30 protein-coding genes, 2 tRNA genes and 1 pseudogene are annotated in these 25,704 nt (G+C 60.8%); 20 read left to right on the forward strand and 13 right to left on the reverse strand.

All coding sequences use genetic code 11. The annotated features are described in order from the left end of the window. The first annotated feature begins 70 nt into the window (after nt 1-70). Nucleotides 71-361 (forward strand): translation initiation factor eIF-1A, encoded by a 291-nt coding sequence (gene eif1A / locus ACMGFM_RS13880; protein WP_299276940.1) that lies wholly within the window; start codon nt 71-73, stop codon nt 359-361. On the opposite strand, the gene trpB is transcribed toward eif1A, so the two are convergent. Together trpB and ACMGFM_RS16665 are read right to left on the reverse strand one after the other, a co-directional pair. After that, on the reverse strand, nt 358-1,533 hold the full coding sequence (gene trpB, locus ACMGFM_RS13885; RefSeq protein ID WP_436903257.1) for a tryptophan synthase subunit beta: 1,176 nt from the start codon (nt 1,531-1,533) through the stop codon (nt 358-360). The genes eif1A and trpB overlap by 4 nt on opposite strands. A gap of 7 nt (nt 1,534-1,540) precedes the next feature. Further along, nucleotides 1,541-1,786: a DUF8138 family protein gene (locus ACMGFM_RS16665; protein ID WP_495849258.1), complete on the reverse strand. Its 246-nt coding sequence runs from the start codon at nt 1,784-1,786 to the stop codon at nt 1,541-1,543. Here ACMGFM_RS16665 and ACMGFM_RS13890 point away from each other — a divergent pair. Continuing rightward, nucleotides 1,668-2,162, forward strand: a pseudogene (locus ACMGFM_RS13890) (multiprotein bridging factor aMBF1); the annotation flags it as partial. The gene ACMGFM_RS16665 and the pseudogene ACMGFM_RS13890 sit on opposite strands and share 119 nt — an antisense overlap. On the opposite strand, the gene ACMGFM_RS13895 reads toward ACMGFM_RS13890, so the two are convergent. Both ACMGFM_RS13895 and fen read right to left on the reverse strand, forming a co-directional pair. Then, nucleotides 2,159-2,734 (reverse strand): response regulator, encoded by a 576-nt coding sequence (locus ACMGFM_RS13895; protein ID WP_436903336.1) that lies wholly within the window; start codon nt 2,732-2,734, stop codon nt 2,159-2,161. The pseudogene ACMGFM_RS13890 and the gene ACMGFM_RS13895 overlap by 4 nt on opposite strands. A gap of 53 nt (nt 2,735-2,787) precedes the next feature. After that, on the reverse strand, nt 2,788-3,765 hold the full coding sequence (gene fen / locus ACMGFM_RS13900; RefSeq protein ID WP_436903259.1) for a flap endonuclease-1: 978 nt from the start codon (nt 3,763-3,765) through the stop codon (nt 2,788-2,790). A gap of 83 nt (nt 3,766-3,848) precedes the next feature. Between fen and ACMGFM_RS13905 the strand changes: the two genes are divergently transcribed. From ACMGFM_RS13905 to ACMGFM_RS13930, 6 genes are all read left to right on the forward strand, one after another. Then, on the forward strand, nt 3,849-4,667 hold the full coding sequence (locus ACMGFM_RS13905) for a shikimate dehydrogenase (RefSeq protein WP_436903260.1): 819 nt from the start codon (nt 3,849-3,851) through the stop codon (nt 4,665-4,667). Nucleotides 4,668-4,785: 118 nt separating this feature from the next. Further along, nucleotides 4,786-5,346 carry a helix-hairpin-helix domain-containing protein gene (locus ACMGFM_RS13910; RefSeq protein WP_436903261.1) on the forward strand — a complete coding sequence of 187 codons (561 nt, stop codon included), beginning with the start codon at nt 4,786-4,788 and terminating at the stop codon, nt 5,344-5,346. Between the two features lie 72 nt (nt 5,347-5,418). Continuing rightward, nucleotides 5,419-6,897 carry an aminodeoxychorismate synthase, component I gene (gene pabB / locus ACMGFM_RS13915; RefSeq protein ID WP_436903262.1) on the forward strand — a complete coding sequence of 493 codons (1,479 nt, stop codon included), beginning with the start codon at nt 5,419-5,421 and terminating at the stop codon, nt 6,895-6,897. Then, on the forward strand, nt 6,894-7,511 hold the full coding sequence (locus ACMGFM_RS13920; protein ID WP_436903263.1) for an anthranilate synthase component II: 618 nt from the start codon (nt 6,894-6,896) through the stop codon (nt 7,509-7,511). The genes pabB and ACMGFM_RS13920 overlap by 4 nt, the downstream gene beginning before the upstream one ends. Before the next feature lie 5 nt (nt 7,512-7,516). Then, on the forward strand, nt 7,517-8,380 hold the full coding sequence (locus ACMGFM_RS13925; RefSeq protein ID WP_436903337.1) for an aminotransferase class IV: 864 nt from the start codon (nt 7,517-7,519) through the stop codon (nt 8,378-8,380). 50 nt (nt 8,381-8,430) lie between these two features. Beyond that, nucleotides 8,431-9,423 (forward strand): hypothetical protein, encoded by a 993-nt coding sequence (locus ACMGFM_RS13930; RefSeq protein WP_436903264.1) that lies wholly within the window; start codon nt 8,431-8,433, stop codon nt 9,421-9,423. Between the two features lie 12 nt (nt 9,424-9,435). On the opposite strand, the gene ACMGFM_RS13935 is transcribed toward ACMGFM_RS13930, so the two are convergent. Beyond that, nucleotides 9,436-9,720: a DNA-directed RNA polymerase subunit L gene (locus ACMGFM_RS13935; RefSeq protein WP_436903265.1), complete on the reverse strand. Its 285-nt coding sequence runs from the start codon at nt 9,718-9,720 to the stop codon at nt 9,436-9,438. A 98-nt stretch (nt 9,721-9,818) separates the two neighbouring features. Between ACMGFM_RS13935 and ACMGFM_RS13940 the strand changes: the two genes are divergently transcribed. The 5 genes from ACMGFM_RS13940 (at nt 9,819) to corA (ending at nt 12,621) form a co-directional block, all read left to right on the forward strand. After that, nucleotides 9,819-10,061 (forward strand): DUF7385 family protein, encoded by a 243-nt coding sequence (locus ACMGFM_RS13940; RefSeq protein WP_436903266.1) that lies wholly within the window; start codon nt 9,819-9,821, stop codon nt 10,059-10,061. 39 nt (nt 10,062-10,100) lie between these two features. Further along, nucleotides 10,101-11,084 (forward strand): class I SAM-dependent methyltransferase, encoded by a 984-nt coding sequence (locus ACMGFM_RS13945; RefSeq protein ID WP_436903267.1) that lies wholly within the window; start codon nt 10,101-10,103, stop codon nt 11,082-11,084. 67 nt (nt 11,085-11,151) lie between these two features. Then, nucleotides 11,152-11,225, forward strand: a tRNA-Thr gene (locus ACMGFM_RS13950). A 248-nt stretch (nt 11,226-11,473) separates the two neighbouring features. Next, entirely contained in the window at nt 11,474-11,638 is a 165-nt protein-coding gene (locus ACMGFM_RS13955) for a hypothetical protein (protein WP_436903268.1), read from the forward strand. Next, nucleotides 11,635-12,621: a magnesium/cobalt transporter CorA gene (gene corA / locus ACMGFM_RS13960; protein ID WP_436903269.1), complete on the forward strand. Its 987-nt coding sequence runs from the start codon at nt 11,635-11,637 to the stop codon at nt 12,619-12,621. Before ACMGFM_RS13955 ends, corA begins: the two co-directional genes overlap by 4 nt. A 10-nt stretch (nt 12,622-12,631) precedes the next feature. Here the strand turns inward: corA and ACMGFM_RS13965 are convergent, their stop codons facing one another. Both ACMGFM_RS13965 and ACMGFM_RS13970 read right to left on the reverse strand, forming a co-directional pair. Then, on the reverse strand, nt 12,632-13,381 hold the full coding sequence (locus tag ACMGFM_RS13965) for an SDR family oxidoreductase (protein WP_436903270.1): 750 nt from the start codon (nt 13,379-13,381) through the stop codon (nt 12,632-12,634). A 1-nt stretch (nt 13,382) separates the two neighbouring features. Continuing rightward, nucleotides 13,383-13,931: a cysteine hydrolase family protein gene (locus ACMGFM_RS13970; RefSeq protein WP_436903271.1), complete on the reverse strand. Its 549-nt coding sequence runs from the start codon at nt 13,929-13,931 to the stop codon at nt 13,383-13,385. 146 nt (nt 13,932-14,077) lie between these two features. Here ACMGFM_RS13970 and ACMGFM_RS13975 point away from each other — a divergent pair, with 146 nt between their 5' ends. Both ACMGFM_RS13975 and ACMGFM_RS13980 read left to right on the forward strand, forming a co-directional pair. Then, nucleotides 14,078-15,436 (forward strand): FG-GAP repeat protein, encoded by a 1,359-nt coding sequence (locus ACMGFM_RS13975; protein ID WP_436903272.1) that lies wholly within the window; start codon nt 14,078-14,080, stop codon nt 15,434-15,436. Nucleotides 15,437-15,509: 73 nt separating this feature from the next. Beyond that, on the forward strand, nt 15,510-15,875 hold the full coding sequence (locus ACMGFM_RS13980; RefSeq protein ID WP_436903273.1) for a hypothetical protein: 366 nt from the start codon (nt 15,510-15,512) through the stop codon (nt 15,873-15,875). 141 nt (nt 15,876-16,016) lie between these two features. Here the strand turns inward: ACMGFM_RS13980 and ACMGFM_RS13985 are convergent, their stop codons facing one another. After that, a complete protein-coding gene (locus ACMGFM_RS13985) occupies nt 16,017-16,151 on the reverse strand; it encodes a hypothetical protein (protein WP_436903274.1) in 135 nt (44 codons plus the stop codon). A gap of 115 nt (nt 16,152-16,266) precedes the next feature. Here ACMGFM_RS13985 and ACMGFM_RS13990 point away from each other — a divergent pair, with 115 nt between their 5' ends. Together ACMGFM_RS13990 and ACMGFM_RS13995 are read left to right on the forward strand one after the other, a co-directional pair. Beyond that, nucleotides 16,267-16,536, forward strand: coding sequence for a hypothetical protein (locus tag ACMGFM_RS13990; RefSeq protein ID WP_436903275.1), 270 nt, complete (start codon nt 16,267-16,269; stop codon nt 16,534-16,536). A 158-nt stretch (nt 16,537-16,694) separates the two neighbouring features. After that, nucleotides 16,695-17,573, forward strand: a complete 879-nt coding sequence (locus ACMGFM_RS13995) for a S8 family serine peptidase (protein ID WP_436903276.1) — start codon at nt 16,695-16,697, stop codon at nt 17,571-17,573. 86 nt (nt 17,574-17,659) lie between these two features. Here the strand turns inward: ACMGFM_RS13995 and ACMGFM_RS14000 are convergent. Both ACMGFM_RS14000 and ACMGFM_RS14005 read right to left on the reverse strand, forming a co-directional pair. Beyond that, a tRNA-Met gene (locus ACMGFM_RS14000) sits at nt 17,660-17,791 on the reverse strand. Between the two features lie 69 nt (nt 17,792-17,860). Then, complete coding sequence (locus tag ACMGFM_RS14005; RefSeq protein ID WP_436903277.1) at nt 17,861-18,040, reverse strand: DUF7550 family protein; 180 nt, start codon at nt 18,038-18,040, stop codon at nt 17,861-17,863. A 293-nt stretch (nt 18,041-18,333) separates the two neighbouring features. Here ACMGFM_RS14005 and hisF point away from each other — a divergent pair, with 293 nt between their 5' ends. Beyond that, nucleotides 18,334-19,149 (forward strand): imidazole glycerol phosphate synthase subunit HisF, encoded by an 816-nt coding sequence (gene hisF / locus ACMGFM_RS14010; protein WP_436903278.1) that lies wholly within the window; start codon nt 18,334-18,336, stop codon nt 19,147-19,149. Here the strand turns inward: hisF and ACMGFM_RS14015 are convergent. Continuing rightward, entirely contained in the window at nt 19,146-20,795 is a 1,650-nt protein-coding gene (locus ACMGFM_RS14015; RefSeq protein ID WP_436903279.1) for a flavin-containing monooxygenase, read from the reverse strand. The genes hisF and ACMGFM_RS14015 overlap by 4 nt on opposite strands. A gap of 155 nt (nt 20,796-20,950) precedes the next feature. Here ACMGFM_RS14015 and ACMGFM_RS14020 point away from each other — a divergent pair, with 155 nt between their 5' ends. Continuing rightward, nucleotides 20,951-22,330 (forward strand): wax ester/triacylglycerol synthase family O-acyltransferase, encoded by a 1,380-nt coding sequence (locus ACMGFM_RS14020; protein WP_436903280.1) that lies wholly within the window; start codon nt 20,951-20,953, stop codon nt 22,328-22,330. A 1-nt stretch (nt 22,331) separates the two neighbouring features. Here ACMGFM_RS14020 and ACMGFM_RS14025 read toward each other — a convergent pair whose 3' ends face one another. Together ACMGFM_RS14025 and ACMGFM_RS14030 are read right to left on the reverse strand one after the other, a co-directional pair. After that, complete coding sequence (locus ACMGFM_RS14025; protein WP_436903281.1) at nt 22,332-23,639, reverse strand: Abi-alpha family protein; 1,308 nt, start codon at nt 23,637-23,639, stop codon at nt 22,332-22,334. Further along, nucleotides 23,636-24,943 carry a DUF445 domain-containing protein gene (locus ACMGFM_RS14030; protein WP_436903282.1) on the reverse strand — a complete coding sequence of 436 codons (1,308 nt, stop codon included), beginning with the start codon at nt 24,941-24,943 and terminating at the stop codon, nt 23,636-23,638. Before ACMGFM_RS14030 ends, ACMGFM_RS14025 begins: the two co-directional genes overlap by 4 nt. 187 nt (nt 24,944-25,130) lie before the next feature. Between ACMGFM_RS14030 and ACMGFM_RS14035 the strand changes: the two genes are divergently transcribed. Beyond that, a complete protein-coding gene (locus ACMGFM_RS14035) occupies nt 25,131-25,673 on the forward strand; it encodes a hypothetical protein (RefSeq protein WP_436903283.1) in 543 nt (180 codons plus the stop codon). The last annotated feature ends 31 nt before the right edge of the window (nt 25,674-25,704 follow it).

Consider the following 25,704-nt stretch of genomic DNA (forward strand, 5'->3'; position numbering starts at 1 on the left):
AATCCGTGACTTCGGCTCGAATTCGATAATTTCTCGCAGAAGTTTTACGTGTCGCTGTTAATTTTGAGGTATGAGTGACAACGAGGGGCGCAACGACCTCCGTATGCCCGACGACGAGGAGGTGTTTGCAGTCGTCGTCGACATGCTCGGAGCCAACCGCGTCCGCGTCAGGTGCATGGACGGTGTCGAACGAACCGCTCGCATCCCGGGCAAGATGCAAAAACGCATCTGGATCCGTGAGGATGACGTTGTCCTCGTTGAACCGTGGGACTGGCAGGACGAAAAAGCCGATATCACCTGGCGCTACGAGAAACAGGAAGCCGACCAGCTCCGCGACGAAGGCCACATCCAGAGCGCCTAGGACGGGGTCAAGTCGAACCTTTCGGCCGCCGACTGCATATCTTTGTCTCCGCGACCGCAGAGGTTGATGAGGAGACTGTCGTGCTCGCCCTCTTCAGCAAGCTTGAACGCCAGCGCGATGGCGTGGCTCGGCTCGAACGCCGGAATGATTCCCTCGCTTTCGGAGAGTTCACGGAAGGCCGCCAGCGCCTCGTCGTCGGTAATCGCCCGGTATTCTGCCCGACCAGTTTCCTGTAGGGCGGCGTGTTCCGGTCCGACGCCGGGATAATCGAGCCCAGCACTGACCGAGTGATTTTCCGTATTTTCGCCGATGACTTTCGTTTTCGCACCCTGGAACACCTCACCCTCACTGTCGGGATTTTCCGACAGCGGTGCGGAGTGCTGTCCGGAGTGGAGTCCTTTCCCGCCCGGTTCAGCGCCGTACAGCGCAACGTCTTCGTCGTCTTTGAACGCGCTGAACAGTCCAATCGAGTTCGACCCGCCGCCGACACAGGCCACGCAGGCGTCCGGCAGGTCACCGTGCAGTTCCTGTACCTGTTCGCGGGCCTCCTTGCCGATGACCGACTGGAACTCTCGGACCATCCGCGGGAAGGGGTCCGGCCCCACTGCGCTCCCGACCAGATAGTGTGTGTTATCGACGTTCTCGACGAGGTCCTCCAGCGCGGCGTCGACAGCCTCGGCGAGGCCCTCGTTGCCGCGGTCGACTGCCTTCACCTCTGCGCCCATCAGCCGCATCCGGAAGACGTTCATCTCTTGGCGCTGGATGTCGTTGCGACCCATATAGACGGTCGTATCGAGGTCGAGCAACGCGCCGACCATCGCCGTCGCGGTGCCGTGCTGTCCCGCACCCGTCTCGGCAATGAGTCGCTCTTTGCCGGCCTGTTTGGCGAGCAAGCCCTGTCCCAGCGTGTTGTTGAGTTTGTGCGCGCCGCCGTGGAGCAGGTCCTCGTGTTTGAAGTAAATCTCTGTGTCGTATCGCTCAGAGAGTGTTTCGGCGTGAAAGACTGGTGTCGGTCGCCCTGCGTAGTGTTCGAGCAGGTAGTCGAGTCGCTCCCAGAATTCCTCTGATTCGATTGCTTCCTCGAACCCCGCCGCGAGCTGGGCGAGGGGTTCTTCGAGTGGTTCCGGAACGTGTCGTCCACCATACCCTTCGTACGTGCCATCTGAAGCCATATGCGTCTCACCGGGCTGCGTCGACAAAAACACTCGGCTCACACGGCGTGCGTTTTATGCGCGGGGGTGGCCAAAGGACGGATATGGTCCAGTGTGAGATGTGCGGGACGGAAACGTCGTCTCCGAACCGCGTCAAGATTGAAGGTGCAAAGTTGAATGTTTGCGATGAATGCACCGACTTCGGGACTGAAATCGAGACTGGCTCGTCGTCCAGTTCCTCGACGAAGTACTCGACGAGTTCCTCGGACGACAACAGCTCGACCGGTGCTGGCGCGACCAATACCGGCGCCTCGACGACCAGTTCCGGCGGTGGCGGCGGCCGAAAGCCCGATATGTTCGACGACATTGAGGAACTCGCTCAGGATTACGACGACCAGATCAGACAGGGCCGCGAACGGGCCGGCCTGAGTCAGGAAGACCTCGCCAAGGATCTGAACGAGAAAGCGAGTCTCATCCGAAAACTCGAACAGGGCGAGATGCTCCCGACTGACGAGACCCAGGAGAAACTCGAAGCCGCACTCGAAATCGACCTCTCTGCCGGCGGCGGCACTGACGAGTCCGACTGGGAGAGTGACTCCTCGACCGGAGAGTACACGCTGGGCGATGTTGTCGAACGAAAAGACTCCTAGGCCCCTCTTTCAACATCGAGGTCGTCGGCCAGTAAATCTACCTCAGACTCGAGCGCTTCGATTTCGGCTTCGAGCGCCTCGAAATCTGCGCTCTCAGAGAGCTCTGCACGGCTCTTTTCGACCTGCAGAATATTGCGCTTGAGTTTCTTCGATGTAAGTTGTTGCATCCGCTCGTTGTACTCGTCGAGTGTCAGCAGTCGGTCGACAGTCTCGCGCAGCTCTGCCCGAGTCACTGGTTTGACGACATAATCGTCGATTCGGAGGTCGATGATGTCGAAATCGGGGTTGACAGCCGTGACCATCGCCACTCTCGCAGGAAGTTTTTGTTTTTCGATAGCTGCCAGCACTTCGTTGCCCGAGACAACCGGCATCCGCCGGTCCAGCAGGATGACGTCGTACTCCGGCGAGAGTACCTCCAGTGCCTGTTCGCCGCCGTAGGCGATTTCAGTGTCGTACTCGGGGATATACTGGGCGTACATCTCCGCGAGGCTATCTTCGTCTTCGACAATCAGGACCCGAATCTGCTCGCCGTCGCGTGTCTCGTGGTCGGGTGGCTGATTGGGCACGGATATGCTCTATCTTCCGGTTGTGTCCGGGCGTATATAATACCCCTGAGACTGCCCGGTCAGGTCCAGTTGTCCAGCCCTGTCTGCACAATCGCGTCTTCGATGCGCTCGAAGCCACGCTCGACTTCACCGGGGTCGACGCCCCACTGCTCGACGACGAACTCGCGAGCGGCGTCTACGTCTGGGTCGACCGACGTCTCGGGGTCGACATCGACAACGGCAGGGTCGAGAAACAGCTGGCGAATCCGGTCGGCGTGGTCGATCTCCTCGTCACGAGCGTCCAGCACCGCAAACAGGTCGCCGTGCTCGTTCAGCAGCGAGACGGCCGTTTTCGGCCCGATGCCCGAGACGCCCTCGTTGAAGTCAGTGCCACAGAGAATCGCAACGTCGACGAGTTGTTCCCAACTCAGTCCGTGTCGGTCGAGTGTCGCCTGCAGGTCCATCCGCTCGGGGTTGCCCTTGCTGGTCAACTGTCGCAGCGTCAGCGGCGCGCCAAAGAGCAGGGCGTCGTAGTCTTCCGTCCCGGCGTAATCGACGGTATCGTTCCGGGCCATGTGGGCACACTGGGCTTCCCCCTCTGCTGGCGCGTCGACGACCGGCACATCGAGCAGTTCGAGCAGTTCTCGTGTCGTGTCGACGATGGTGTCGGTGAGGCGCTGGGTGCGTGATTCGAGGCGAGCCACGGCGACGGAATCACCGCGCTCGCGGGCGGCCTCGAGGTCGTCCTCGTACTGTTCGCGCTGCTGGCGACGCTGCTCGACTTCGTCGTCTTTGAGTTCTGTGACGGCGCCGTCGAAGACGAATATCGGGGTGAGGTCGTGTTCGAAAAACTTCGGCAGGCCCTGTACGACGCCGATGAGATTCGCCACCTCGGTCCCGTCAGCGGTTGTGTACGCCGACTCGCTGGTCCACTTGACGGTCGTCGTCAGATATCGGTACAGCCAGTTGTGTGCGTCGACGGCGACCGTCGAACCAGCCACCTCCTCGAAGCTAATCTCCTCGATAGCGGCGAGGTCGCGCAGGTCGGCATTTCCCATATCCCTCGTAGGGGCGAGGGTCGCTTGAATCTCCCGGGACGAAAACCGGTCGATGTTTGTGCGCCGCTGCCGTTCGGTCGGGCATGGACGTCTACGGACTGATTGGCAACCCAGTCGGCCACTCGCTGTCGCCGCCGATGCACGAGGCTGGCTACGAACACTGTGACATCGACGCCCGCTACGTCACCTTCGAGCCGCCAGCCGACGGCGGCGCCGCCGCGGTCGAAAGCGCCGCACAACTCGGCGTTTCCGGGCTGAACGTCACTATCCCGTTCAAGCAGGACGTGCTCGACGTGGTCGACCCTGACCCGCTGGCCGAGCGCCTCGGCGCGGTCAACACCATCGACTTCCAGACTGACCCGCCGAGGGGATACAACACCGACGCAATCGGGGTCGTCCGCGCGCTCGAACACCACGATGTCGACCTCGCGGGGCGGGCAGTTGTCGTCGGTGCTGGCGGCGCGGGTCGCGCTACTGTGTTCGGTCTCGCTGACCACGGCCTGACCGTCGACATCGCCAATCGGACGACGGAGAAAGCCGTTGAACTTGCTGAATCGGTCACGGACTCGTCAGTGTCGGGAACAGCGACCGGGCAGGGACTCGACAACGTCGAGGAGTTGCTCGTTGACGCCGATATTCTCGTGAATGCGACCAGCGTCGGGATGGAATCCGACGAGTCGCCTGTCCCCGCCGAGGCACTGCACGGTGACCTTGCAGTGCTGGACGCGGTGTACTCTCCGCTGGAGACAACACTGCTCCGAGACGCGGCGGCCGCGGGTGCAACGACAGTCGACGGCGCGTGGATGCTCCTGTATCAGGGAGTCGAGGCCTTCGAGCGGTGGACGGGCGAATCTGCTCCAGTCGAGGCGATGAATGAGGCGCTCCGCGCAGGACTGGACTAGTCTGACGACGGAGACTGGCCCATCGTGGCACCGTTCTGTTGCTCACTCGGAAACATCACCAAAGAAACTAGTCTGACATTTTGAAATAGTTAAGTAGTCTGCTACATAACAGGCGAGTATGAAGGTATTGACGCAGATGATTCGGAGCCTGTTCGGTCTCTCCGGGTCGAGTTCCGCGGAGAGTGACACTGACAACGAGAGTGACATTACCGTCGAGCGTGAACCTGACACGGAATCAGAGGATGCGGTCAAGGGTACCGACACCGCAACCGAGACAGTAGACGAAGACGAGGACGCTGAAGAGATGGGTGCCGAGACGGCTGACGCCGACGAAGTCGAATCCGAGACAGCTGACACCGAAGACCCAGCCGACGCCGAGACGGCCGCAAACCTTGCTGACACTGAGACTGCCGAGGAAGCGCCAGAAGAGGAGTCTGAAGCAGAGACCGCGACTGAGGAAGCGGCCGAGGCCGACGACACAGACAGCGAGGAAGCCGGCTGGGCTGCGGTCGACGATATCAACGGTATCGGCCCGACGTACAGCGAACGCCTCGCTGACGCCGGTATCGGCACAATCGCGGAACTGGCAGACAGTGACGCCGAAACAGTCGCTGACGCCGCACAGACCTCCGACTCGCGCGCCCAGGACTGGATTGACAAGGCAAACGACCGCCTCTAATTACTGCCACCACGACGGACGCCGTTTTCTCGAACCGCAAAGTCGTTAGTAGCTCCGCTGCTATACTACCGTATGACTCTAGAGGTGGTGACGACTCCCGGCGAGTTCGCGGCGCTTGCCGCCGACGCTGCGCCGGGCGACCGCGTGCCAGTCGAGGCACGGCTTACCGTCTCTGACCCGTTTCTCGCCTACCGCCGAGCACGCCGCGAGACCGGCGGCGCCTATCTCGAAACCTCCGGCGGCCAATCCGGCTGGGGGTATTTCGGCGTCGAACCAGTCGAAACCCACAGCGTCGGCCCCGACGATGGCCCGGCGCTCGAGCGTCTGACCGAACTGGTCGAGGACACTGACCTCCACCGCGGCGACTGCTCAGTGCCCTACCCCTGTGGCGTGATTGGCTGGCTCTCCTACGACGTTGCTCGCGAACTCGAAGCGCTACCCGGCGACGCCGAGCGAGACTGCACACTCCCGCGACTGCAGGTCGCCCTCTACGAGACACTTGTCGCGTGGGAGGAACCCCGCGGCGAGGCCGTCACACTCCGCATAACGAGTTGCCCAGAAATCACCAACCCTGACGATAACGCCGACATCGAGCGTACGTACGAGCAGGCCCGCGAGACGGTCCGAACCTTCGGAGCACGCTTGCAGGATGGCGACCCGGCGGTCGGCCCCGCGCCGGCGGACGCAGACCACGCACGCTTCGAGAGTGACTGCGGTCCCGCGGCGTTTGGAGAGCGCGTGCGCCGCGTCAAGGAGTACATCCGCGAGGGCGACACCTTCCAGACGAACATCTCGCACCGACTTCGCGCACCTGCGGCAGTCCACCCAGTCGCCGCCTTCGACGCACTCCGGTCGGTCAATCCCGCTCCGTACTCTGCGCTCCTGGAGTTTCCGGGTGTCGACTTGGTGAGTGCGAGCCCCGAACTCCTCCTCGAACGCGACGGGAACCAACTGTGGACCGAACCGATTGCCGGTACACGACCACGAGGCGAAACTGACGCCGAAGACCAGCGTCTGGAGTCCGAACTCACGACCGACGAGAAAGAACGGGCCGAACATGCGATGTTGGTCGACCTCGAACGCAACGACCTCGGCAAGGTCTCTGAGTACGGGAGTGTCGACGTGTCGGAGTACCGCCGTGTCGACCGCTACTCCGAGGTGATGCATCTTGTCTCGCTGGTCGAGGGGCAACTTCGCGACGAATACGACCTCGGTGACGCGATTGCTGCGATGTTCCCCGGCGGGACGATTACCGGCGCGCCGAAACCCCGGACGATGGAGATTATCGACGAACTCGAGGGGAGTCGTCGCGGTCCCTACACCGGCAGCATCGGAATCGTCGGCTTCGACGACCGCGCGACGCTGAACATCATCATCAGAACGCTGGTCCGCTACAACGAGGAGTATCACCTCCGCGTCGGGGCAGGTATCGTTCACGACTCCGACCCCGAGGCAGAATACGCCGAAACACTCGACAAAGCTCGCGGACTCATCAACGCCGTCGACACGGCGCTGGGTGAGCGAGCAGAGTTTGAGGTGCACTCACCGTGAGTGAGTTCACTGTGCTGGTTGTCGACAACTACGACTCGTTTGCGTACAACCTCGTCCAGTACGTTGGGGAAGCCGTCACCGATGGCGTCGGCAACGCCCGCGGTGGCGAGGTTGTCGTCCGCCGGAATGACAAAGTTTCCCTCGAAGGTATCAACGAACTCGACCCCAACGCAATCGTTGTCTCGCCCGGCCCGGGCACGCCACAGGACGCCGGCGTTTCGGTCCCACTGTTTGCCGAGCGGTCCTACCCCACACTCGGTGTCTGCCTCGGTCACCAGGCGCTCTGTGCTGCCCACGGCGCACAGATTGGCCACGCCGAGGACGTCGTTCACGGCAAACCGTCTGCTATTTCTCACGACGGTACCGGTGTGTTCGAGGGGTTGCCGCCGGAGTTCGAGGTAGGCCGGTATCACTCGCTTGCTGTCGAGAGAGCGGACCTGCCAGACTCACTGACTGAGACGGCCCGGACGGACGACGAGCGGACGGTCGTGATGGCTGTTCGCCACGACACGCGGCCACATATCGGCGTCCAGTTCCACCCCGAGAGCATCCTCACTGGCGAGGGAATGGCTCTCGTCGAGAACTTCCTCGCGCTTGCGGAGGAGACGCAATGACAGAGCTGCAGTATCACGTTGACGGCGAACTCGTCCCGGCTTCCGAGGCGACGGTCAACGTTCGTGACCGCGGGTTCATGTACGGCGACGGAGCGTTCGAGACGATGCGCGTCTACGGCGGCACCATCTTTGAGTGGAGTGCTCACGCTGACCGACTCCAGCGGAGTTGCGAGCAACTCGGGTTTGCTGATGCGCTTCCGCCGGCCGCTGACCTCCACGCGCGCATTCAGGAAACACTGGCGGCCAACGACCTGACCGAGGCATACACGAAACTCTCGATTACCCGGGGTGTCCAGCCCGGCAAACTCTCGCCCGACCCGGACGTTGACCCGACTATCGTCGTCTACATCTCCGAACTGCCGCGTGGCGGGACCGACGGCGAGCGGGTCTGGTCTGGCCCTGCAGCACTTGCGACGGTCGACAGTCGCCAGACGCCCGACAGTGTGCTCCCGGCAGACGCGAAGACACACAACTACCTCGACAGCATTCTCGCTCGCCTCGAACTCCGGGGCAGCGAGGCTGACGAGGCAATTGTTCGCTCAGTCGACGGCGCGCTCACCGAGGGTGCGTCGAGCAATCTCTTCTTTGTCGACGACGGAACAGTACACACGCCAGCAGACTCGTTGCCACTGCTGCCCGGGATTACCCGAAACGTTGTGCTCGAACTCGCCGACGCTGCGGGCATCGAGACGGTGACTGGCGTCTACGAGCCTGACCGACTGGTCGACGCCGACGAGGTGTTCGTGACGAACTCGACGTGGGAGATTCGCCCGGTCACCAGCGTCGATGGGCGTGCCTACGAGGTTGGCCCAGTCACGCGCACACTCCAGCAGCGCTTCGATGACCGCGTCGAGAAACTGTACGACTGAGTGACGACGACAACAGTAGCTTTTTCGTTGCGAGGGCAAACCTACGCGTAATGGAATGGCGGTGTGAGTGGTGTGGGAAACCCCACGAAGCAGACGACCCGCCCTGTGACAACTGCGGGCACGGCAAATTCGAGCGTGCAGTGGTCCGCCAGGGTGCCAGCGGCGAGGCCGGGTCGACGACTGTCTGGGTCTGTACCGAGTGTGGTCGCGAGCACACGAAACACTCCCCGCCGTGCAGTCGCTGTAACAACGCCACGCTGGAGCGACAGGAGAAGACGATTAGCGACGAGGAACTCACCCAACGACCAGGTGAGGGCGGCGCACAACGTGGGACGATTCGGGAGACAACTACCGTCTGGACCTGTAGCCAGTGCGGCCGCGAACATGCCAGACACACCGCAACCTGCAACAACTGTGGCAACGCCGACCTCGAAGAGACGGAAAAGCGGATCAGCGAATCTGAAACGGCGATTCCGAGCTATCTGGACCTCGTAACACCGCAGTACGTCCTCGCCCTCGGTGCGGTGTTGTTGATTGCAGCCGTGGCAATTCTCGGCTTTGTCGGCGTCATCGACGTGCCCTTCATCAGCAACGGCGTCCCCGATGTCCAGAATGTTCCGGGAAGCGAAGACGAGACAGAATCCGGTATCGCGCTGGCGGATGCCGAGAGTGAGTTTGTCGACCGACTCAACGAACAGCGTGAGAGCGAGAATGTTGAGGCACTCTCCAGACCAAACCGGGTCGACGAGATTGCAACCTTTTCGAATCAGCAACGCGTCAAGGCTGAACTCGCCGATGGCGGCGGCGTCAACGAACAACGGGTCAACGAGTTGCTGAGCGGTAGCTGCCAGCGCGCGTGGGGAATTCAGTCGTCTGCTCCTGTCGCGCCCGGCGACGACGCGAGTACCCTGGCAGACAAATTCGTCACCGACGGGCTGCTAACTGACCCGCTCGTCACAGACTCAGCCGTCGATGTGATTGGTGTCGATATCCACGCTGCCGAGGGACGACTCTACTTGCAGGTTTTCCTCTGTGCGTCCTGAAAATACGCTCGCTTAGGCTGCCGCCTCGTAGGCGTCGCGTAGCCCTTCGGACTTGCCGATAACTCGGTCGGCGCCGTCTTCGAGGGCGTCAAGTGCGTCCACGTCAGCCTCAGTTTTGATGGTCAGCACTGGCTCAGTCTGACCACCGGACTGTTCTGGGTTCACGTCGTAGGTTGCCGCCGTAACTCCCTCTGTCTCTAGCAGTGCACCCTTCAGGACGTTCATGAACGTGTGGTCCTCGCCGGCGATCTCGAGGGCGAGTTCCGTCTCCTCTTTGTCGATAACCCGAAGTTCCATACTCTGATTAAGTCCGGTGACGCTTCTCAACCTTTCGACTCGGCCGTCTTCGCGGCCCTGGGATGAAGATTTTTCGAGTCCCAGTGTGAATGCGGGGTATGGACCAACTGGACATCTCCGGTGGATTCGATGTCCACGAGTATCGTCACGGACTCAAACTCATCCGCGAAGACCGCGAGACGATGCAGTTGGCAAACCGCGACGGCTTTGGCTGTCCGGCCTGTGGCAAGCCCTTCGAGCGACTCCTGATAAGCGAGGACCGGACACACAGTTTCGGCAACCCCGACACCCCCTTCTGTCTCGCTCGCACCGACGACCAACTGCTCGTGCTCACGCACTGAAACGGCAGACTTACCGCGGGTCGCCTGCGACTGTCGTGTATGACTGTGCCCTGTGTCCGGGTGTCCCGCGAGGATGGCGAGGCGACCAGACAGCGCCTCGCCGAGGCTGACCTCGTTGCGCAGGGGTACGAAATCGTCCACGAAGACGGCTCGCTGTACATTCCGGTTCGAGACCCGGACGCGGTCCCCGAGGAATACACCGTCGTGGAACATGACGCCCCACGCCGAGAGACACAGACCACACCCGACGATCTGATCGACTTTTCGGCTTCGTACGAACGTCTCGGCGAGGTTATCATCATCGACGAGGATGCCCCCGAGCGAGCGCGGGCACTCGCCGACGCGCTGGTCGACTCTGACATCCCGACGAAGACGGTGCTCAACCGTGCCTCGAAGATTCGTGGCGAGCAACGCGTTCGGGACTGGGAGGTGCTCGTCGGCGACGAGACCGAAGCGCTCCACCGCGAGTACGGCTGTGAATTCGCACTCGACCTGGCTGCTGTCTACTTCTCGCCCAGACTGGCGACCGAACGCCATCGCGTCACCGAACAGGTTGCCGCGGGCGAGCAGGTCTTCGACATGTTCGCCGGCGTTGGTCCGTTCACGATTCCGATGGCCAAGCGCGGCGAACATGCTGTCGGCGTCGATATCAACGAGACAGCCATCGAGTATCTCCGGGCGAACGCTGGGCGCAACAGTGTCGCTGACCGCGTGACTGGAATTCACGGCGACGTGCGAGACACGACCGACAAGTACGCTGGCTGGGCAGACCGGCTGGTGATGAACTTGCCTCACTCTGCCAACGAGTTCGTCGACACTGCCGTTGCGCTCGCTGGCGAGGAATGCGTAATTCACTACTACGATATCCAGCACGAGGACGACCTGTTCGGGCCGGGGGAACGGGCCATCCGCGAAGCGGCAACGCCGGAGTACGAGGTGACCGTCGAGAACCGCCACACGGTGCGGTCGTACGCGCCGCACGAGTACAACGTCGTGCTGGATGTGCGCCTCGCTCGGCGGTGAGCAGTCGGCTTTCGGCGGGCGGATTCGCAACGCTTATTGGTCGTATCGATACTACATGAGTGTGCGCGCCGGTGTAGCTCAGACTGGCAGAGCGATTCCTTCGTAAGGAATAGGCCAAGGGTTCAAATCCCTTCACCGGCTCTTCTCGCCGAGCGCTTGCGAGGCGTGAGAGCCATCCGGAGGGATTTGAACGAGAGCACGAGGGAGCGAAGCGACCGAAGTGGGCGTAGTTCACAATCCCTTCACCGGCTTGGTTCTGCGACGAGTGTACACGAGGAGCTTCGCTCCGACCGTGGTTCACATCCCGCGCGTGGTCGGTCTTCGAGCACTCGTCTCAACTCATCGCTTCGTGGTGACAACTTTTGACCCACCCGGTGTATACTGCGGGTATGCACTACAGGAGAGTCCTTGGAATCGGCCTGACAGCGGCCGGAATCCTCGGCTATTTCGTCGGTGTCTACGCGGCCTATCCCGGCCGTGCGTTCTCGTTGACGCTGACGATGGTCGGCATCACGCTGGCGTTCACGACGCCGGCCACGGAGGCTGAACTATGAGCCTCGACGTGATGGTCTACACACCCGAGACCGTCGAACAGTACGACGATATCGCGACGGCGATTGCCGCGCCAGGGGAGACGTGGATCCACGTTGAAAACGCCGACGAGACGAACATCGCCACCATACAGTCGGAGTTCGACATTCACCAACTCGCTATCGAGGACGTACTGGACGAGCAGAATCGCCCGAAAACCGAGGAGTACGAAACACACACGTTCGTGTTGATGAAGACGACGCGGCTGAGCCAGCGCGAAGCCGTCGCCTTCCACAAGGAAGTCCGGACCACCTCGGTCGGTTTTTTCATCGGGGACGACTGGCTCGTCACGCTCTCGACGGGTGACCTCGAAAACGTGGAACCGACCGGTCCGGCCTGGACCCGCCACAGCGACCGGGTCGCCGCCCGCGGCGCGGACTTTCTGGCCTACCGGATCATGGACGCTATCGTCGACGAGTATTTCGATATTCTCGATGAAATCGAAGACGATATCGAACTCGCCGAGGAGCGCATCCTCTCTGAACCGGACCCGCGGATGATCGAAGACCTGAACAACATCCGCCGAGACCTGCTTGCCTTCCGAAAGGTTGCGTGGCCGGCGCGGGAGGCCATCTCCTCGCTCTCTCGTGGCGACATTCCGCAGGTCGACGACAGCAACGAGAAGTACTTTCGAGATGTCTACGACCACCTCGTGCAGGTTGTCGACCTGATCGAAACCTACCGTGACCTCACAGGTGGCTCGCGGGATATCTATATCAACACCGTCTCCCAGTCGACCAACGACGTGATGAAAACCCTGACTGTCGTTGCGACAATCTTCATCCCGCTTACCTTCGTCGCCGGCATCTACGGGATGAATTTCTCTGGGACGGCCCTTGCCATGCCGGAACTGTCCTGGACCTACGGCTATCCGGCGGCCATGCTCGGCATGACGCTCATCGCAGTGGTGATGCTCGGCCACTTCCGCCGGCAGGAGTGGCTGTGAGTCGCCTCCACTAGAACCGCTCGAAGATATCCTGACGGTTGAGGTCGAGTTCGCTCACCGCCGCCGGTGGCTCTTGGGCAGCGACGTAGCTGATTGCCTCCGCCACATCCTCGGCGTCCAGCGTCGACTCCTCGTCGAGCACCACGTCGTTCGTCTGTTCACGGAACTGCGAGCCAAACGGTGTCGTCACGCCGGAGGGGTTGACTAGACTCACGCCGACGCCGTCGGGGCCGAGACGGCCAGCCATGCTGGCGGCGAACCCGCGCAGCCACCACTTCGAGGCGGCGTAAATCGGTGTCGACGGGCTTGGATACTTCCCTTTGAAACTGCCAACGTAGACCAGTGCGCCGCCGCCGTCGCGCAACAGGGGTGCCGCCGCGCGCGTGGTGTAGTATGAACCGTGGACGTTCGTCTCTGTGACCTGCTCGAACTGCTCGATTGGCAACTCCGACAACGGTACGTTGGACTGCTCGCCGGTGCCGGCGTTAGCAACCACCACATCAAGTTGCCCAAAGCGGTCCGCTATCGCCTCGACTAGCGCGTCGACGGCGTCGGGGTCGGTGATGTCTGTCGGCACCGAAAGCGCCTCGCTGCCGCGCTCGCGACAGTCGGCGGCGACCGCAGACAGGCGGTCCTCACTACGGGCACACAGCACAACGTCGGCCCCGGAGTCGGCAAATTGCCGGGCAGTGGCGGCGCCGATTCCAGAACTCCCACCGGTCACTAACACGACCGACTCGGAGAACTGCTCGCGCGTCATCTTAGAGTTGGTCGACGACCGCGTCGGTTCCGACGACATCCGAGAAGACGAGATCCTGAATCGTCGCGATAGTCTCGGTAATCTCCTCGGGTTTGTACCCCTCCAGCGGGAACGCTGCTGTCGCGTCCTCGACGTACTTCGTTTCGTACCCTCGCGCCGCGGCGTCTCGCGCAGTTGTATCGACGCAGATGAACGACAGCAGCCCGGTACAGACCACTGTCTCGATGCCGTTGCGCTGGAGGATATCTGACAGTCGCGTGTTGGGGAAGCAACTCGGTGTGGTCTTTGTAATGAGGTGCTCGTCTTCTGCTATCTCTACGTCGTCGATAATCTCGATGTACTCCGACCCCCAGCCAAAGACGGCCGCGTCCCGGCCCCGGGAGACGTGCCGGGCGTGGATGACGGTCGCCTCAGTCTCCCGGGCAGCGTCGAGTATCTGCTGGCACTGCTCACGCACGCGGTCACTGTCGGGCACGTACCACGGTCGGTCGTCCTCGAAATACTCTCGCTGCAAGTCGATGACAATGATGGCTGTCGTCTCCGGCTCCATGCACCCACTCTCGGCGTCGCTGGTGATAATACTCCGTATTTCCGGCCTTCCTCGCCGTTACCAGTCACTCACTCGCCGGTTTCTGCGATGTCCTAGTTATGTTTTACCATCACACGATTTTTACTTGCTGGCCCCGACTCACTAGTATGGACTGGGACCGACGGCACGTACTGGGCCTGCTTGCCACGAGTGCCACAGTGGGTCTGTCTAGCCGTCTCCAGAGTAGCGACGGCAGCGACCTCGTTTTCGGCCAGTCTGGCGACGCAGTCACGCACTCGGCGCAGTTTCTCAGTGCCACCGACCCACCCGATGTCACCGAAGAACTCCTCTCTCGGCTCCCGGACTCACAAGCGGCGCGACTCACCGCCAGCGACAGCCACAGCGTCGACGAGTTCGGCCACTCGGTCGCCCTGTCGGAGACCGGATCGACCGCCCTCGTTGGCGCGCCAGCCGCTGCGGGTGGGACTGTCGAACTATTTGTCAGGCGACGGTTGGTCTGGCAACGACAGGCACGACTGCTCCCGGACGACGGCCGCCGTGGAGACCAGTTTGGCTGGTCAGTCGCGCTGTCTGGAGACGGCACGACAGCCCTCGTCGGTGCCCCGAACAACGACACAGTTCACGGCGACTTCGCTGGCGCCGTGTACGTCTTCACCCGTTCGCAGTTTGACCGCCCCCGCGACAGTGACTGGCAACAGCGAGCGAAACTCGTCTCTGAAGACGGTGCTCCCGGTGACGCATTTGGTACCTCGGTGGCGCTTGCCGCAGACGGTACGATTGCTCTCGTGGGTACGAACGGCGAGGATGCACGCACAGGATACGTCTTTTCTGGTCGCGGCGACCTCTGGCGACAGCACGGGACGCTCACAGCACCGGACGACCAGCCCCCACGGTTCGGTCGCTCGGTCGCGCTGACCGCTGATGGGTCGACCGCTCTCCTCAGCGCCTGCGGCGAAGCGCTCGGATACGTTTTCACCCGGACCGGTCGTCGCTGGCGACCAACGGCCACACTCACCGCCGATGTCGAAGACAGGACAGACGCAGACCGGCCGGTCGCACTCGCCGCCGATGGCTCGCTAGCCGTTATCGGGACTCCCCAGGCTAGCTCAAGCGGCGCGGTGAGCCGCGGTGCTGCGTACATCTTCGAACACGGCCACGATGGTTGGACCCGACATGGTCCTCTGGTCCTCCCTGACGCTGACAGCCTGGACCGCCTGGGCGAGTCGGTGGCTGTCGGGGCGAACGGACTGGTTGTGCTCGTTGGAGCTTCTGGCGAAGCCGAACCTCACGGCACGAAAGCTGGCGCAGTCTACGCCTTCCTCCGCCGTCGTGACGGGTGGAGTCAACAGCGGAAACTCGTGGCCGACGACGGGGGTAGTCTGGACCGCTTCTCACTGGTTGCACTGTCTAGAGATGGCTCGACTGCCCTCGTCGGCGCTCCGAATGCAAATCCAACTGGCCTTCGCCGCCGTGGTGCAGCCTACGTCTTCGGCCCGAGTTCGTGACTCGCGTCGTCGCGTGTCTCCCGGTTTCCCCTAGTGTTTATTTTGACTCACCGACAACCAGAGAGATGGCCGTATGAACGACTCCCAATCCGGGACTGTCAAGCGCCGTCCGGAGTTAATACGCTACGCCGAATCCCTCGCTATTGCTGCCGCGTTCATGCACGCCGGCCAGGATCTCATGCGCGGCGAACCGGCGGAACTTGGCATCCCGCCCTGGCTCTTTGCCGGTGGCTTCTTCGGCTATGCAGTTTTGCTCGCGGCGACCCGTGACCGGCCGTCACTGCGTGCACTCCTTGCAGGTGGGGTCCCGCTTGCGATTGGCGTGTTCCACATTATTCAGCCACACTCTGGGGGCTTTTTCATGCCAGTCACCTACGCGACGATACTCTTCGGCAGCGCAACGCTACTGGTGCATCTTTCACGGTATCGACACGCCTGAACGCTGTTTCAGACTCCCTCCGAAACTGAGTCTCCGTGGGACAGGCGACGAAGACTCTCTCTCGATTTCTGCTGCGGCTGACTGTAACAGGTCTTCCCGGAATCGTGTTTACAGAACGGAGCCGCCCGGGATTTCACGGCGTCACCACTCCCTGTCGGTCGTGGTTCCGTGGAAAATGCCTGGGGAGGGCTCCGAACCACGGAAAGACTCGGCGTGCTTGATTTCGATATCATTGTCACCGAGTGGGATGGTCTTGATTTCGGTCTTCTCAGGCATACATTTGGGTTGAGGACCGTGATCTTTTAAAAAGGTGCTGTATTTCCGACCTCGATATTGCCCGTGAAATTTTGTCATAACTTTATTCTTGATGGATACGTAGAGTCAACTATACATGAGTGCCTATGTCGCCGATGAGATTACGGCTCTCGCTCACGCGGAAGAGGGGCCTGAGAGTGTCAACCTCCTCATTGGCGTACGAGAAGGGCACCTCACAGAAGTACAACACCAGGCGAGGAAGTTTGGCGCGACAGATGTCGAAGAGCTCCCATTTAGTAGCCTCCATGCCTCCGTCCCCAGATCAAGCATAGTTGAAATTTGTGGGCTTGACGGAATTGAAAGTGTTGAGCTTGATGAAGGAATGGAGATTCTTGAGGGAAACTAACGTCCCCTCCGGATGACGAGCTCGGCTGGTTCCAAAATTTTGTTGGCAGAAAACACTTCATTGACATACAACACCGGTCTGAAGGCGAGCGAGGGGAGACGCTGACAATTGCGGTCATAGACTCTATTTACAAACCAGACGAAGTTGGGTTCGACATTGTGACCAGTAGGCAGAAAAACTATATTGCTAGCGATGACGCTGTAACGGCAGTTCATGGCTTCCGTATGTTGCGAATAATTCAGGAGTATGCCCCGGAGTCGCTCTATGAAACCCATCGAATCATCATTGATTCGGGAGAATTCAAACCCAGCAATTTCCTCAAAGCAATGAGCGATATCAAAGGTAGAAGCGTAGATATAGTGAATATTTCCGGGGGGAAGCATCACACCGGGTGCAAACAACGCTGCCGTATTTGCAAAGCCACCAGAGAGGTGATTGAAAGCGGGACGATCGTGGTCGCTGGTGCAGGTAATCAATACGAAGGAGAGTCAAAAACTCTCTACTGTCCTGCCTTGTGTAGCGATGCTATCGCTGTCGGGAGCTATGAAACACGCTTCGGTCTCCAAGTTAACGAGGATGCAGATGTGGGTGTGTATCGAACAGTTCCACAGAACATCTACCCCCCGAACGCATATTGGATCCGGGATTCAAAAATGGCGTCTGATGGAGAGCCAATAGATATCGCGTTCTGTTCGGGCCGTGGGTGCTCGGAGTGGCATTCTTGTGAAAATAATCGCATAGAACAGTTGTCTGATCTCAACGTTTCATTTAGTGATGGCGAACCTGATGTGTTTGCTCCAGACCATTATCCATTCCAACGACGTGATGGAACATTAGGCATCGATGTCGGAACGAGTTTTGCTACCGCCTTAGTTTCGGGTGCGCTTGCCGATATCTTGAGCACTGTAGCACAGGAGCGCCCTCTCCCACAACCAGAAGAGGTAATGGAAGCAATCCGAAACACGCCAACGACAGTCGAGGGGACGTCTCAGCGCAAGTTCAACTCACAGGCTATATTCCAGAATTTACTCCGATAGCATCTCTCCCTGCGACCCACGGGTTCTCCACCCTCCAGCGCACTTCCAGCGCTGTCGCTCACAGAAGATTCGCGACAGTTGAGAAGTGCCCGGGGAGGGCTCCGAACCCTCGATCTCCGCATGTCCCAGGTCCGAGGCGACCCTCGGGGGAACGTGCGTGTGCCGCGTTCGTTGATACCCTATGAGTGCGGCGCTATGTCCAGCTAAGCCACCCGGGCGCATACACCCCTAATCGGGTCGTTGTCTTTAAGATTCTCATTCCAACGCGGTATGTGGCGGAGTCCCAGTTACGCCAGCGCCAGCGTCAACCCAACTACCACGACTAGTCCCACGAACAGGACGGCAAATCCGATTGCGACCTGTCCGTTGGTGTACTCACTCTGCGGGGCGGTGCTGCGCCGCGGTGGCTCCGTTTCCGGTGCTTGCGGGTCCGCTGGGTCGTAGGCCTCGCTGTCGTCGTCGCTCATACTCGCACTCGTAGTCGGATTCACTTCGGTGTATCGACTCTTTTTGTATGGGTTGGTTCGAGTGGACGTGGTTGTTGTATTGCTGAGAACAGCCAGAAAGCCCCGAGGTTCTCGACCCTTTCAGCCCCACCCTGTTGCTTGTCCCACAGGCCACCGCGGGTGGGACTGAAAGGGGCCGAGCGCGAGGGGGGCTTTCTGGCTGTTAATATCCGTAACCTTCTCGCTCTCTACTCAAACTCCTCGGATGGAAACGCATAGGTGCCCCAGTCTCCTACCGCGGCACAACAACCCATATGACCCTCACCAAGCGGATCATCCCCTGTATCGACGTGGATGTCGACGATGACGGTAACGCTGCAGTCTACACGGGCGTCAATTTCGAGGACCTCGAATACACCGGCGACCCGGTCGAGATGGCAAAGGAGTACAACGAGGCCGGTGCCGACGAGTTCGTCTTTCTGGATATCACCGCCTCTGCCGAGGGCCGCGAGACGATGCTCGATACCGTCTCGTCGGTCGCCGACGAGGTGTTCATCCCGCTGACTGTCGGCGGCGGCATCCGTACCCGCGATGATATCAAAGAGACGCTTCGGGCCGGTGCCGACAAAGTGTCAATCAACACCGGTGCACTGCAGCGCCCAGAACTCATCGGTGAGGGGGCACAGGCGTTCGGCAGCCAGTGTATCGTCATCTCCGTCGACGCACGCCGACGATTCGACGACGAGGGCGAATACTACGCCGAGGTCGACGGCGAATCCTGCTGGTTCGAGTGCACGGTCAAGGGGGGCCGTGAGGGCACCGGCACCGACGCCGTCGAGTGGGCCGAAGAGGCAGAACGCCGTGGCGCGGGTGAACTGTTCATCAACTCTATCGACGCCGACGGAACCAAGGACGGCTACGATATTCCGCTGATGAGTGCCGTCTGCGAAACTGTTTCGACGCCGGTAATCGCGTCGTCGGGCTGTGGCGGTCCCGAGGACGCCTACGAAGTGTTCACCGAGGCCAACGCCGACGCCGCGCTGGCCGCGTCTATTTTCCACTTCGGCGAGTACTCCATCGAAGAAACGAAACAGTATCTCGACGAGCGCGGAATTCCCGTTCGACTCTAATCTGCGGAGCCTGCTACTCCGTCGACGGACTGGCCGAACTCGAAGCCCTCGTAGCCATTCTCGACGACGCGTTCACATTCTCGCCGGTAGGTCTCGACACCGCCGGGGAACGGCGTGAACACACGGGGCTTGTCTGGGACGTTCGCGCCGCGATACCACGACTCTGCCTCCGAGAAGAGCATCTGGTCGGCGAGCATATTCGTCTGGGAAACCCACCGCTCGGCGGCCGCAGACTGCGGTTCGATGTACTCGTACCCCTCCGACTGCATGTACTCGATACAGTCCGCAATCCAGTCGACGTGTTGCTCGATAGAAACGGGCATGTTGCTCAGGACTGACGGACTCTGCGGGCCAGTGATGGTGAACAGGTTCGGGAAGCCATCCACGCCGAGGCCGAGATACGTCCGCGGGCCGCCCTCCCACGCTTCTTCGAGGGTGTATCCGTCCCGGCCCTCGATATCCATCGCCAGCAGCGCGCCGGTCATCGCGTCGAAGCCAGTTGCGAAGATGACGGTATCGAGGTCGTAGTGGTTGGCCGTCGTCTGAATTCCCTCGGGCGTGAACTCGGTGATTGGGTTCTCCGCCACGTCAGCAAGCGTCACGTCCTCGCGGTTGAACGTCTCGTAGTAGCCGCCGTAATCCATCGGCGGTCGTTTGCTCCCGTAAGGGTGCGCTGTGGGCACGAGTTTCTCGGCTGTTTCGGGGTCATCAACCTGTTCTCGAATCTTCTCACGAAGGAATTCGGATACAATCTCGTTCGTGTCGTCGTTGAACAGCGTGTCTTCGAAAGTATGCAGAAACCGGAAGCCGCCCGCTTGCCAGCCCTCCTCCAGTGCGTCGCGAATCTCTTCGTCGGACAATCCTGCCGTCGTCGCGTGTGTCATCTCGAATGGCATCCCCAGCCACGAGAAGCGTGCGTCCTCCCAGATCTCGTCGTAGTTGGCTTTGATCTCTGCCCACTCGTCGTCTCCGAGCGGGCGGTTCCGTGCCGGCACGGCGTAGTTCGGCGTTCGCTGGAAGACGGTCAGGTGGCCTGCCCGGTCGGCAACCTCCGGCGTCAGCTGGATACCGGTCGAGCCAGTGCCGATAACTCCGACCCGTTTCCCCGCTAACTCGACACCGTTCTGTGGCCACCGCGCCGTGTGATAGCTCTCTCCCTCGAAGGCATCGCGATTGTCGAAGTCGGGAGTGTACGGCTCCGAGAGACAGCCGACGGCGCTAATGAAAAAGCGACTGGTGACTGACTCGCCGCCGTCGGTTTCGACGGTCCACGTTCCAGCGTCTTCGTCGAACGTTGCGGATTCGACCGCTGTCTCGAAGCTAATCTGCTCTCGCAGGTCGAGGTGGTCGGCAGCGAAGCGGAGATAGTCGAGAATTTCGGGCTGTTCTGGGTAGCGCTCGCTCCACTCCCACTCCTCGCGAATCTCCTCGGAAAACGAGTAACAGTAGATGTGGCTCTCGCTGTCACAGCGAGCCCCCGGATAGCGGTTCCAGTACCACGTTCCACCCACGTCCGGTGCTTTCTCGAACACCTGAACCGATAGGCCGAGTTCGCGCAGGCGGTGAGACATGTACAGTCCCGAAAAGCCTGCGCCGACAACGACAGCATCGACTGCTGCTGTTCCCCCCGTGTCGTCCCGTGTCATTGTTGCACACATTGATGGTCGGCTGTCACATTTGGCTCGCAGCACAATAAGCGCCCTGCCGGCCCGGAGACTCGAAGATACCGTCACAGCGGGCACTGACCCTCCTAACAACGAAGGTTTAAGAGATGTTATCCTGAACAACCTGATAACCGATCATGCCAGATCGAGATCCGCTTTCGGGTGCTGACAACGCGTGGCGACGAATGGGGCGGACGGACAATTTGATGACGATTACCGGAATTCTCTGGTTCGACGAGAAGGTAACCTACGAGGAAGTCTGCGACCGGTTGGAGGAGCGATTGCTGCAGTTCGACCGGTTCACACAGAAAATTGGGGGCCGAAAGCGGCGCTTCCGCCGTCCATACTGGGAGACGGTGGAGGATTTCGACATCGAATCACACGTCTACGATATCTCACTGCCAGAACCAGCCAGCGACGCAAAGTTCCAGGAATTCGTTGGTCGGCTCATGAGCCGACCGCTCGATGAGCGCCGGCCGCTGTGGGAGGCCTATCTCATCGACGACGTGGACAGAGGCGACGGCAATGCAATCACGTTCCGCATCAACCACAGCCTCGGCGACGGGTTTGCACTCCTGTACGTGTTGCTCGGACTGGCCGACAACCCCGAAGATATCGAACTCCCTATCGGGAACGTCCCGCAGGCCCCAAACAGCGACCCCTCCGAGGCCCGGAGCACCGAGCGCAAACCGAACGCCCACAGCGACAGCGGCCGCAGTGCCGACGAGGGCGCAGACCTGAGCGAGATTCGGTTCGGGAAAGCCGGACTGGCGGCGACGACAATCAAGGAAATGGATTACCTGCTTCGGATGCCCGACGAGGCCGACACCTCCCTGAGAGGTGAACTGGGCAGCCGGAAACACGCCTCTTGGACCGACGGTGTGGAACTCGCCCGCATCAAAGACATCAAACGACAACACGACGCGACGGTCAACGACGTGTTGCTGGCGGTCACGGCAGGAGCGCTCCGGCGCGAACTCGAAGACCGCGGCGAAGACACCGAGGGACTGCAACTCCGGTGTACCGTTCCGGTCAACCTCGTGCCGATGGCCGACCGCACCGAACAACTGGGCAACGGCTTCGGACTGGCCTTTCTTCCGCTGCCGGTCGGCGAGGAGGACCTTGGCGAGCGCATCGAGTTCATGAGTGACAACGTCGGCATCGAGAAACTCGGGGTCGAGGCCTTCTTGATGTACAAACTGCTCGACTTCGGCGGGATGCTGCCCGACATGGCACAGGAGCAACTCATGACGATGTTCGAGGATAGAGCGACCGGCATCGTCACGAACGTGCCGGGGCCGCTGAACACCATCGACTTCGCCGGCACGGAAGTAACCGACATGGTCTTCTGGGTGCCACAGGCCGTCGACCAGGGGCTGGGCATCAGCCTCATCACCTACGGCGGCAGCGTCCGCGTCGGCGTCGCCGGCGACGCCAATCTCATCCCAGACGCAGACGGTCTGGCCAAACACTTCGAGGCAGAAATCGGCCACCTCGAAGCCCAACTCGACGACTGACCTACTCCTCGGCTGGTTGGTCGTCGCTCCGGAGTTGTTCTCGCCCGCCTTCGTGTTCGACAGTCACCGGCAGACAGCTCTCACAGAAATCGACGCCGAGTTCGGTCAACTGGATGGAGCCGTAGACTGTTTTGGGCCGATTCGCTCGGTCGATGGCGGCCTCGATGTGTGGTTGGGCGTCGAGCACCTGATACCGCTTGAGATCATCGACTGGTTGCTCGGTCACTCGGACCAGTCCGAGTCGCTGGAGATTCTGCAGGTAAATCGGTGTTCGCTCGGCGTGGCGACAGCCCGAATCGGTCCCGACCATCGAGAGTGTCCGGGCAATCAGCCGTGACTGGGGTGGGATGTACTGTTTGTCGTAGACATCAATCGAGGCCTGTCTACCCTCCGTCGCAAGCAGGCGAAGAATGCGGGCCTCGTCCGCCGCGAGCGAGTCAAGTATCGACGGGTAGGCCGGGTGGAAGGCTTCGCTCCGTCCGATCTCTGCGGATCTGGAGAGCAGGCGTTCCCCGCGCTGGCGAAGTTGCTCGCTTGTAACGGGTCGGTCGTCGAGCGCGGCGTCATCGTGGGCGTCGAGCCACTCTGAGCGCCGTTCCCCGATGTCGACGCCGGACCGCTGGAGTTCGTCGAGTGTAATTGCGCGCACCTCGGTCAGCAACTCGGCGGGCGAGCTGGCGTTCATCGCCGCATACCCCATCCGCGTGCCGGTTCGGACGCCGGATTCGAGGGAGTAGCCCGTTGCTCGCTGTGTCATCGCCGCGCCAAGCCGCGCCAGTCGGAACGTCTCCAGGTCGCTGTCTTCTGCCGGGACGAGCTCCGCACCGTCCCCGCTAAACAACCCGCTCAGCGGACTGTTGTACGGGTCGGTCATGGCTGTAATCGCCTGTTGAATGCCCGTCCGGAACCGCTCGACGTCGTTCGAGTTGATGCTCGCTGGGTCGCGCACCCCCGCCTCAATCACTGACAGAATATCGTCAGTTCGCTCCTCGCCAGTTCCTGTCCCGGCAAGGGCCTGCTCGAACACCGAGAGCAGTCCCTCGACGTTTGCGTCTTCGAGCTCATCGGGCTGGATAATCGACTCCTCGACCAGCGAGACGAACTCTGCAATCGTCTCTGGCTCTGTCTGTGTCGGGTTCGCAATTGCGCGCTCGAACAGCCCGATCAGCCGGTTTGTTTCCTCGCGTTCGAGGCGGTCGCCCTGCAGTAGTTGCTCGACAATCGAGAAGATACGGTCGACCTCCGCCAGCCGGAGGTTCACGTCGACCTCGTCGACAGTGTCCGGGTCGTCGTCTGTGTCACCACTCATAACGTTGTCACCACCAGTAGCTGGAGCCACCCGGCGACGAAGCCGAGCACCGCGCCGAGCAGAATCAACATCCACTCGTCTTCCTCGAAGGCTGGCCGCAGTAACTCCACGAACCCTTCGGGCGGGAGATTTCTGATGCGCTCGGTCATCCAGCCTTCGATTGCGTCGCTGCGTTCGTCGTTGAACTCGGGGTCCTGTAGCGGGCCGATTGTCTGGTCGACGCTCTCCTCCGCGAACGTCTCCCGCAGTCGCTCGTACTGCTGGTCGCCGGCGGCCATTCTGATTATGGGGGCGGCGAGGCCCACCGAGCGGTCGACTTCGGGTCGGATTGCGTCACGGATCATTTTTCGTGTGCGGTCTGACTGGCTGCCGTGGATGAGATTCTCGGCGACGTTTCCGATCGTTACCACCTCTTCGGCGACTATCTCGGCGTACTTCGCCGCGGCAGTTGGTTGGCGCTTGATAAAAAGCCCCTGGAGGCGAATGGGGCCGAGTTTGTACTCTTTGATCGGCCGGAAGATGATGTACAGGGCGATGTAGTTGGTGAGATAGCCAACCGCGACGCCACAGAGCGGGAGCACCCACCACTTGTCGATGTACAGAAAGAGCGGGACCGAAAACAGGCCGAGAAAGGTCCCAATATAGAAGCCCGAGTTGACGATGAACTTCAGTTCGCGGTCCCCGACTTCCAGAAAGATCTGATTGATCAACTCGGGATTGCGGTCGAGGTGGCCGGCTATCATCTGGTTGATATCCAGCAGTTCGTCGATATTCTCGCCGATCTTCTCGGTAATCTCTTCGGCGATGCGCGGAAACCGGTTTTCCACGCGGGCGTGGATGAACTCGCGTGTCACTTCCGGTGCGTTGTGCCACAGTTCGGGATACTCTGACTGGATTACCTCTGTGGTCAACTCCCGGACCTCCTCCCGGGACTCGGTGACGATATGCGAGGCAATTCGGTCGGGGTCGAACCGCTCGTAAAACTCCGCTTCGGTCCCGATTTTGGCAATTCCTTTCTCCGCAGCGATGGTTCCCATCCGGGCCGACCGCGAGGGGATAATTCCCTGCCAGCCAACCCGGCCCTCGACGACGCCGGGAATCTGCTGGAGTCTCCGCGGGAGCGCGGGCGCGACCTGTCGCAGTCCCGGCATCGAGACGCCGACGAAATCTGTCGGGTAGAACAGCATCCGAATCGCGACCCAGTTGGTGCCGTAGCCGATCAACCCCGTAATCAGTGGAATCGAAAGCAGTCGCCACTGCACGTCGGGCAAACTCACAACGGCGGCGACTTCTGATAGTAGCATACTTCCTCTCTCCCGACCGCGACACCGTCGGTGTACGTCTGTCCTTCGTTCCGCCGGGTTCATTTATCTTTTAGTTGCCCGACCAGCGAGGGTCGATGAACCCGATGACTTTCGTTGTCGTTGAGTGGTGTTCAGTGTGTTTAATCGGCAAGTATTAATGTTCACCGAAACAAACTATCAGTCACCAATGACAGATACACCACTTTCGGCGTTCTTTGACCTGCAGCGGACAGCGATTCGACAAACCGGCGTAGCCGCAGAGGAACTGCTCCGGTTCCCGGCGGAGTTCGGCGGGACCGCGCTTGCCGGCATTGACTCGGGGCGCGGACTGAGCGAGCAGGCTGTCGAACTCTCTCGGCAGTCGGCCCACCGCTCACTCGACGCGACAGAATCCGTCGTCGGGGGAGATATCGAACAGATTCGAGACTCCGTCGACGAAGCGTTCGACCTCTTTCAGGCACAACAGGACAGTTTCTTCGGCACTGCCGGCCAGCAGTCTGGGGCCGACCAGGCAGTTGCGGGAGTGCAGGACCAGGTCGACCTGCTGCTCGAAGTCAACGAAGCGGTCGAGGCCCAGGTCGAGACGCTGCTCGAGGGTTCGCTGGCCGCCGAGGAGTTCCCCGGTCAACTTGACGAGGTTCTCGACCAGTTCGAGGAGCAGGTCGATACGTTCGCTGGAAGCAACACTGAGCCAACAACCATCGAGATCGACTCGGGCGACGACGCCTGAACTTTCAGAACTGACTCGCTGGTCGCACACG

Source organism: Halovenus halobia (genome assembly GCF_051414135.1).
In the GTDB taxonomy this organism is placed as follows: domain Archaea; phylum Halobacteriota; class Halobacteria; order Halobacteriales; family Haloarculaceae; genus Halovenus; species Halovenus halobia.

What these genes read in the sequence shown, in the direction of transcription:
- fen (WP_436903259.1), bottom strand. Translation starts at nt 3,765, where the DNA reads ATGGGAAATGCCGACCTGCGCGACCTCGCCGCTATCGAGGAGATTAGC.
- ACMGFM_RS13955 (WP_436903268.1), top strand. Translation starts at nt 11,474, where the DNA reads ATGCACTACAGGAGAGTCCTTGGAATCGGCCTGACAGCGGCCGGAATC.
- ACMGFM_RS14035 (WP_436903283.1), top strand. Translation starts at nt 25,131, where the DNA reads ATGACAGATACACCACTTTCGGCGTTCTTTGACCTGCAGCGGACAGCG.
- ACMGFM_RS13965 (WP_436903270.1), bottom strand. Translation starts at nt 13,381, where the DNA reads ATGACGCGCGAGCAGTTCTCCGAGTCGGTCGTGTTAGTGACCGGTGGG.
- ACMGFM_RS13945 (WP_436903267.1), top strand. Translation starts at nt 10,101, where the DNA reads ATGACTGTGCCCTGTGTCCGGGTGTCCCGCGAGGATGGCGAGGCGACC.
- ACMGFM_RS13980 (WP_436903273.1), top strand. Translation starts at nt 15,510, where the DNA reads ATGAACGACTCCCAATCCGGGACTGTCAAGCGCCGTCCGGAGTTAATA.
- ACMGFM_RS14005 (WP_436903277.1), bottom strand. Translation starts at nt 18,040, where the DNA reads ATGAGCGACGACGACAGCGAGGCCTACGACCCAGCGGACCCGCAAGCA.
- ACMGFM_RS13910 (WP_436903261.1), top strand. Translation starts at nt 4,786, where the DNA reads ATGAAGGTATTGACGCAGATGATTCGGAGCCTGTTCGGTCTCTCCGGG.
- ACMGFM_RS14020 (WP_436903280.1), top strand. Translation starts at nt 20,951, where the DNA reads ATGCCAGATCGAGATCCGCTTTCGGGTGCTGACAACGCGTGGCGACGA.
- eif1A (WP_299276940.1), top strand. Translation starts at nt 71, where the DNA reads ATGAGTGACAACGAGGGGCGCAACGACCTCCGTATGCCCGACGACGAG.
- hisF (WP_436903278.1), top strand. Translation starts at nt 18,334, where the DNA reads ATGACCCTCACCAAGCGGATCATCCCCTGTATCGACGTGGATGTCGAC.
- ACMGFM_RS13975 (WP_436903272.1), top strand. Translation starts at nt 14,078, where the DNA reads ATGGACTGGGACCGACGGCACGTACTGGGCCTGCTTGCCACGAGTGCC.
- ACMGFM_RS14015 (WP_436903279.1), bottom strand. Translation starts at nt 20,795, where the DNA reads ATGACACGGGACGACACGGGGGGAACAGCAGCAGTCGATGCTGTCGTT.
- ACMGFM_RS13905 (WP_436903260.1), top strand. Translation starts at nt 3,849, where the DNA reads ATGGACGTCTACGGACTGATTGGCAACCCAGTCGGCCACTCGCTGTCG.
- ACMGFM_RS13985 (WP_436903274.1), bottom strand. Translation starts at nt 16,151, where the DNA reads ATGCCTGAGAAGACCGAAATCAAGACCATCCCACTCGGTGACAATGAT.
- ACMGFM_RS13935 (WP_436903265.1), bottom strand. Translation starts at nt 9,720, where the DNA reads ATGGAACTTCGGGTTATCGACAAAGAGGAGACGGAACTCGCCCTCGAG.
- ACMGFM_RS14030 (WP_436903282.1), bottom strand. Translation starts at nt 24,943, where the DNA reads ATGCTACTATCAGAAGTCGCCGCCGTTGTGAGTTTGCCCGACGTGCAG.
- ACMGFM_RS13970 (WP_436903271.1), bottom strand. Translation starts at nt 13,931, where the DNA reads ATGGAGCCGGAGACGACAGCCATCATTGTCATCGACTTGCAGCGAGAG.
- ACMGFM_RS13930 (WP_436903264.1), top strand. Translation starts at nt 8,431, where the DNA reads ATGGAATGGCGGTGTGAGTGGTGTGGGAAACCCCACGAAGCAGACGAC.
- ACMGFM_RS14025 (WP_436903281.1), bottom strand. Translation starts at nt 23,639, where the DNA reads ATGAGTGGTGACACAGACGACGACCCGGACACTGTCGACGAGGTCGAC.
- ACMGFM_RS13990 (WP_436903275.1), top strand. Translation starts at nt 16,267, where the DNA reads ATGAGTGCCTATGTCGCCGATGAGATTACGGCTCTCGCTCACGCGGAA.
- trpB (WP_436903257.1), bottom strand. Translation starts at nt 1,533, where the DNA reads ATGGCTTCAGATGGCACGTACGAAGGGTATGGTGGACGACACGTTCCG.
- ACMGFM_RS13940 (WP_436903266.1), top strand. Translation starts at nt 9,819, where the DNA reads ATGGACCAACTGGACATCTCCGGTGGATTCGATGTCCACGAGTATCGT.
- corA (WP_436903269.1), top strand. Translation starts at nt 11,635, where the DNA reads ATGAGCCTCGACGTGATGGTCTACACACCCGAGACCGTCGAACAGTAC.
- pabB (WP_436903262.1), top strand. Translation starts at nt 5,419, where the DNA reads ATGACTCTAGAGGTGGTGACGACTCCCGGCGAGTTCGCGGCGCTTGCC.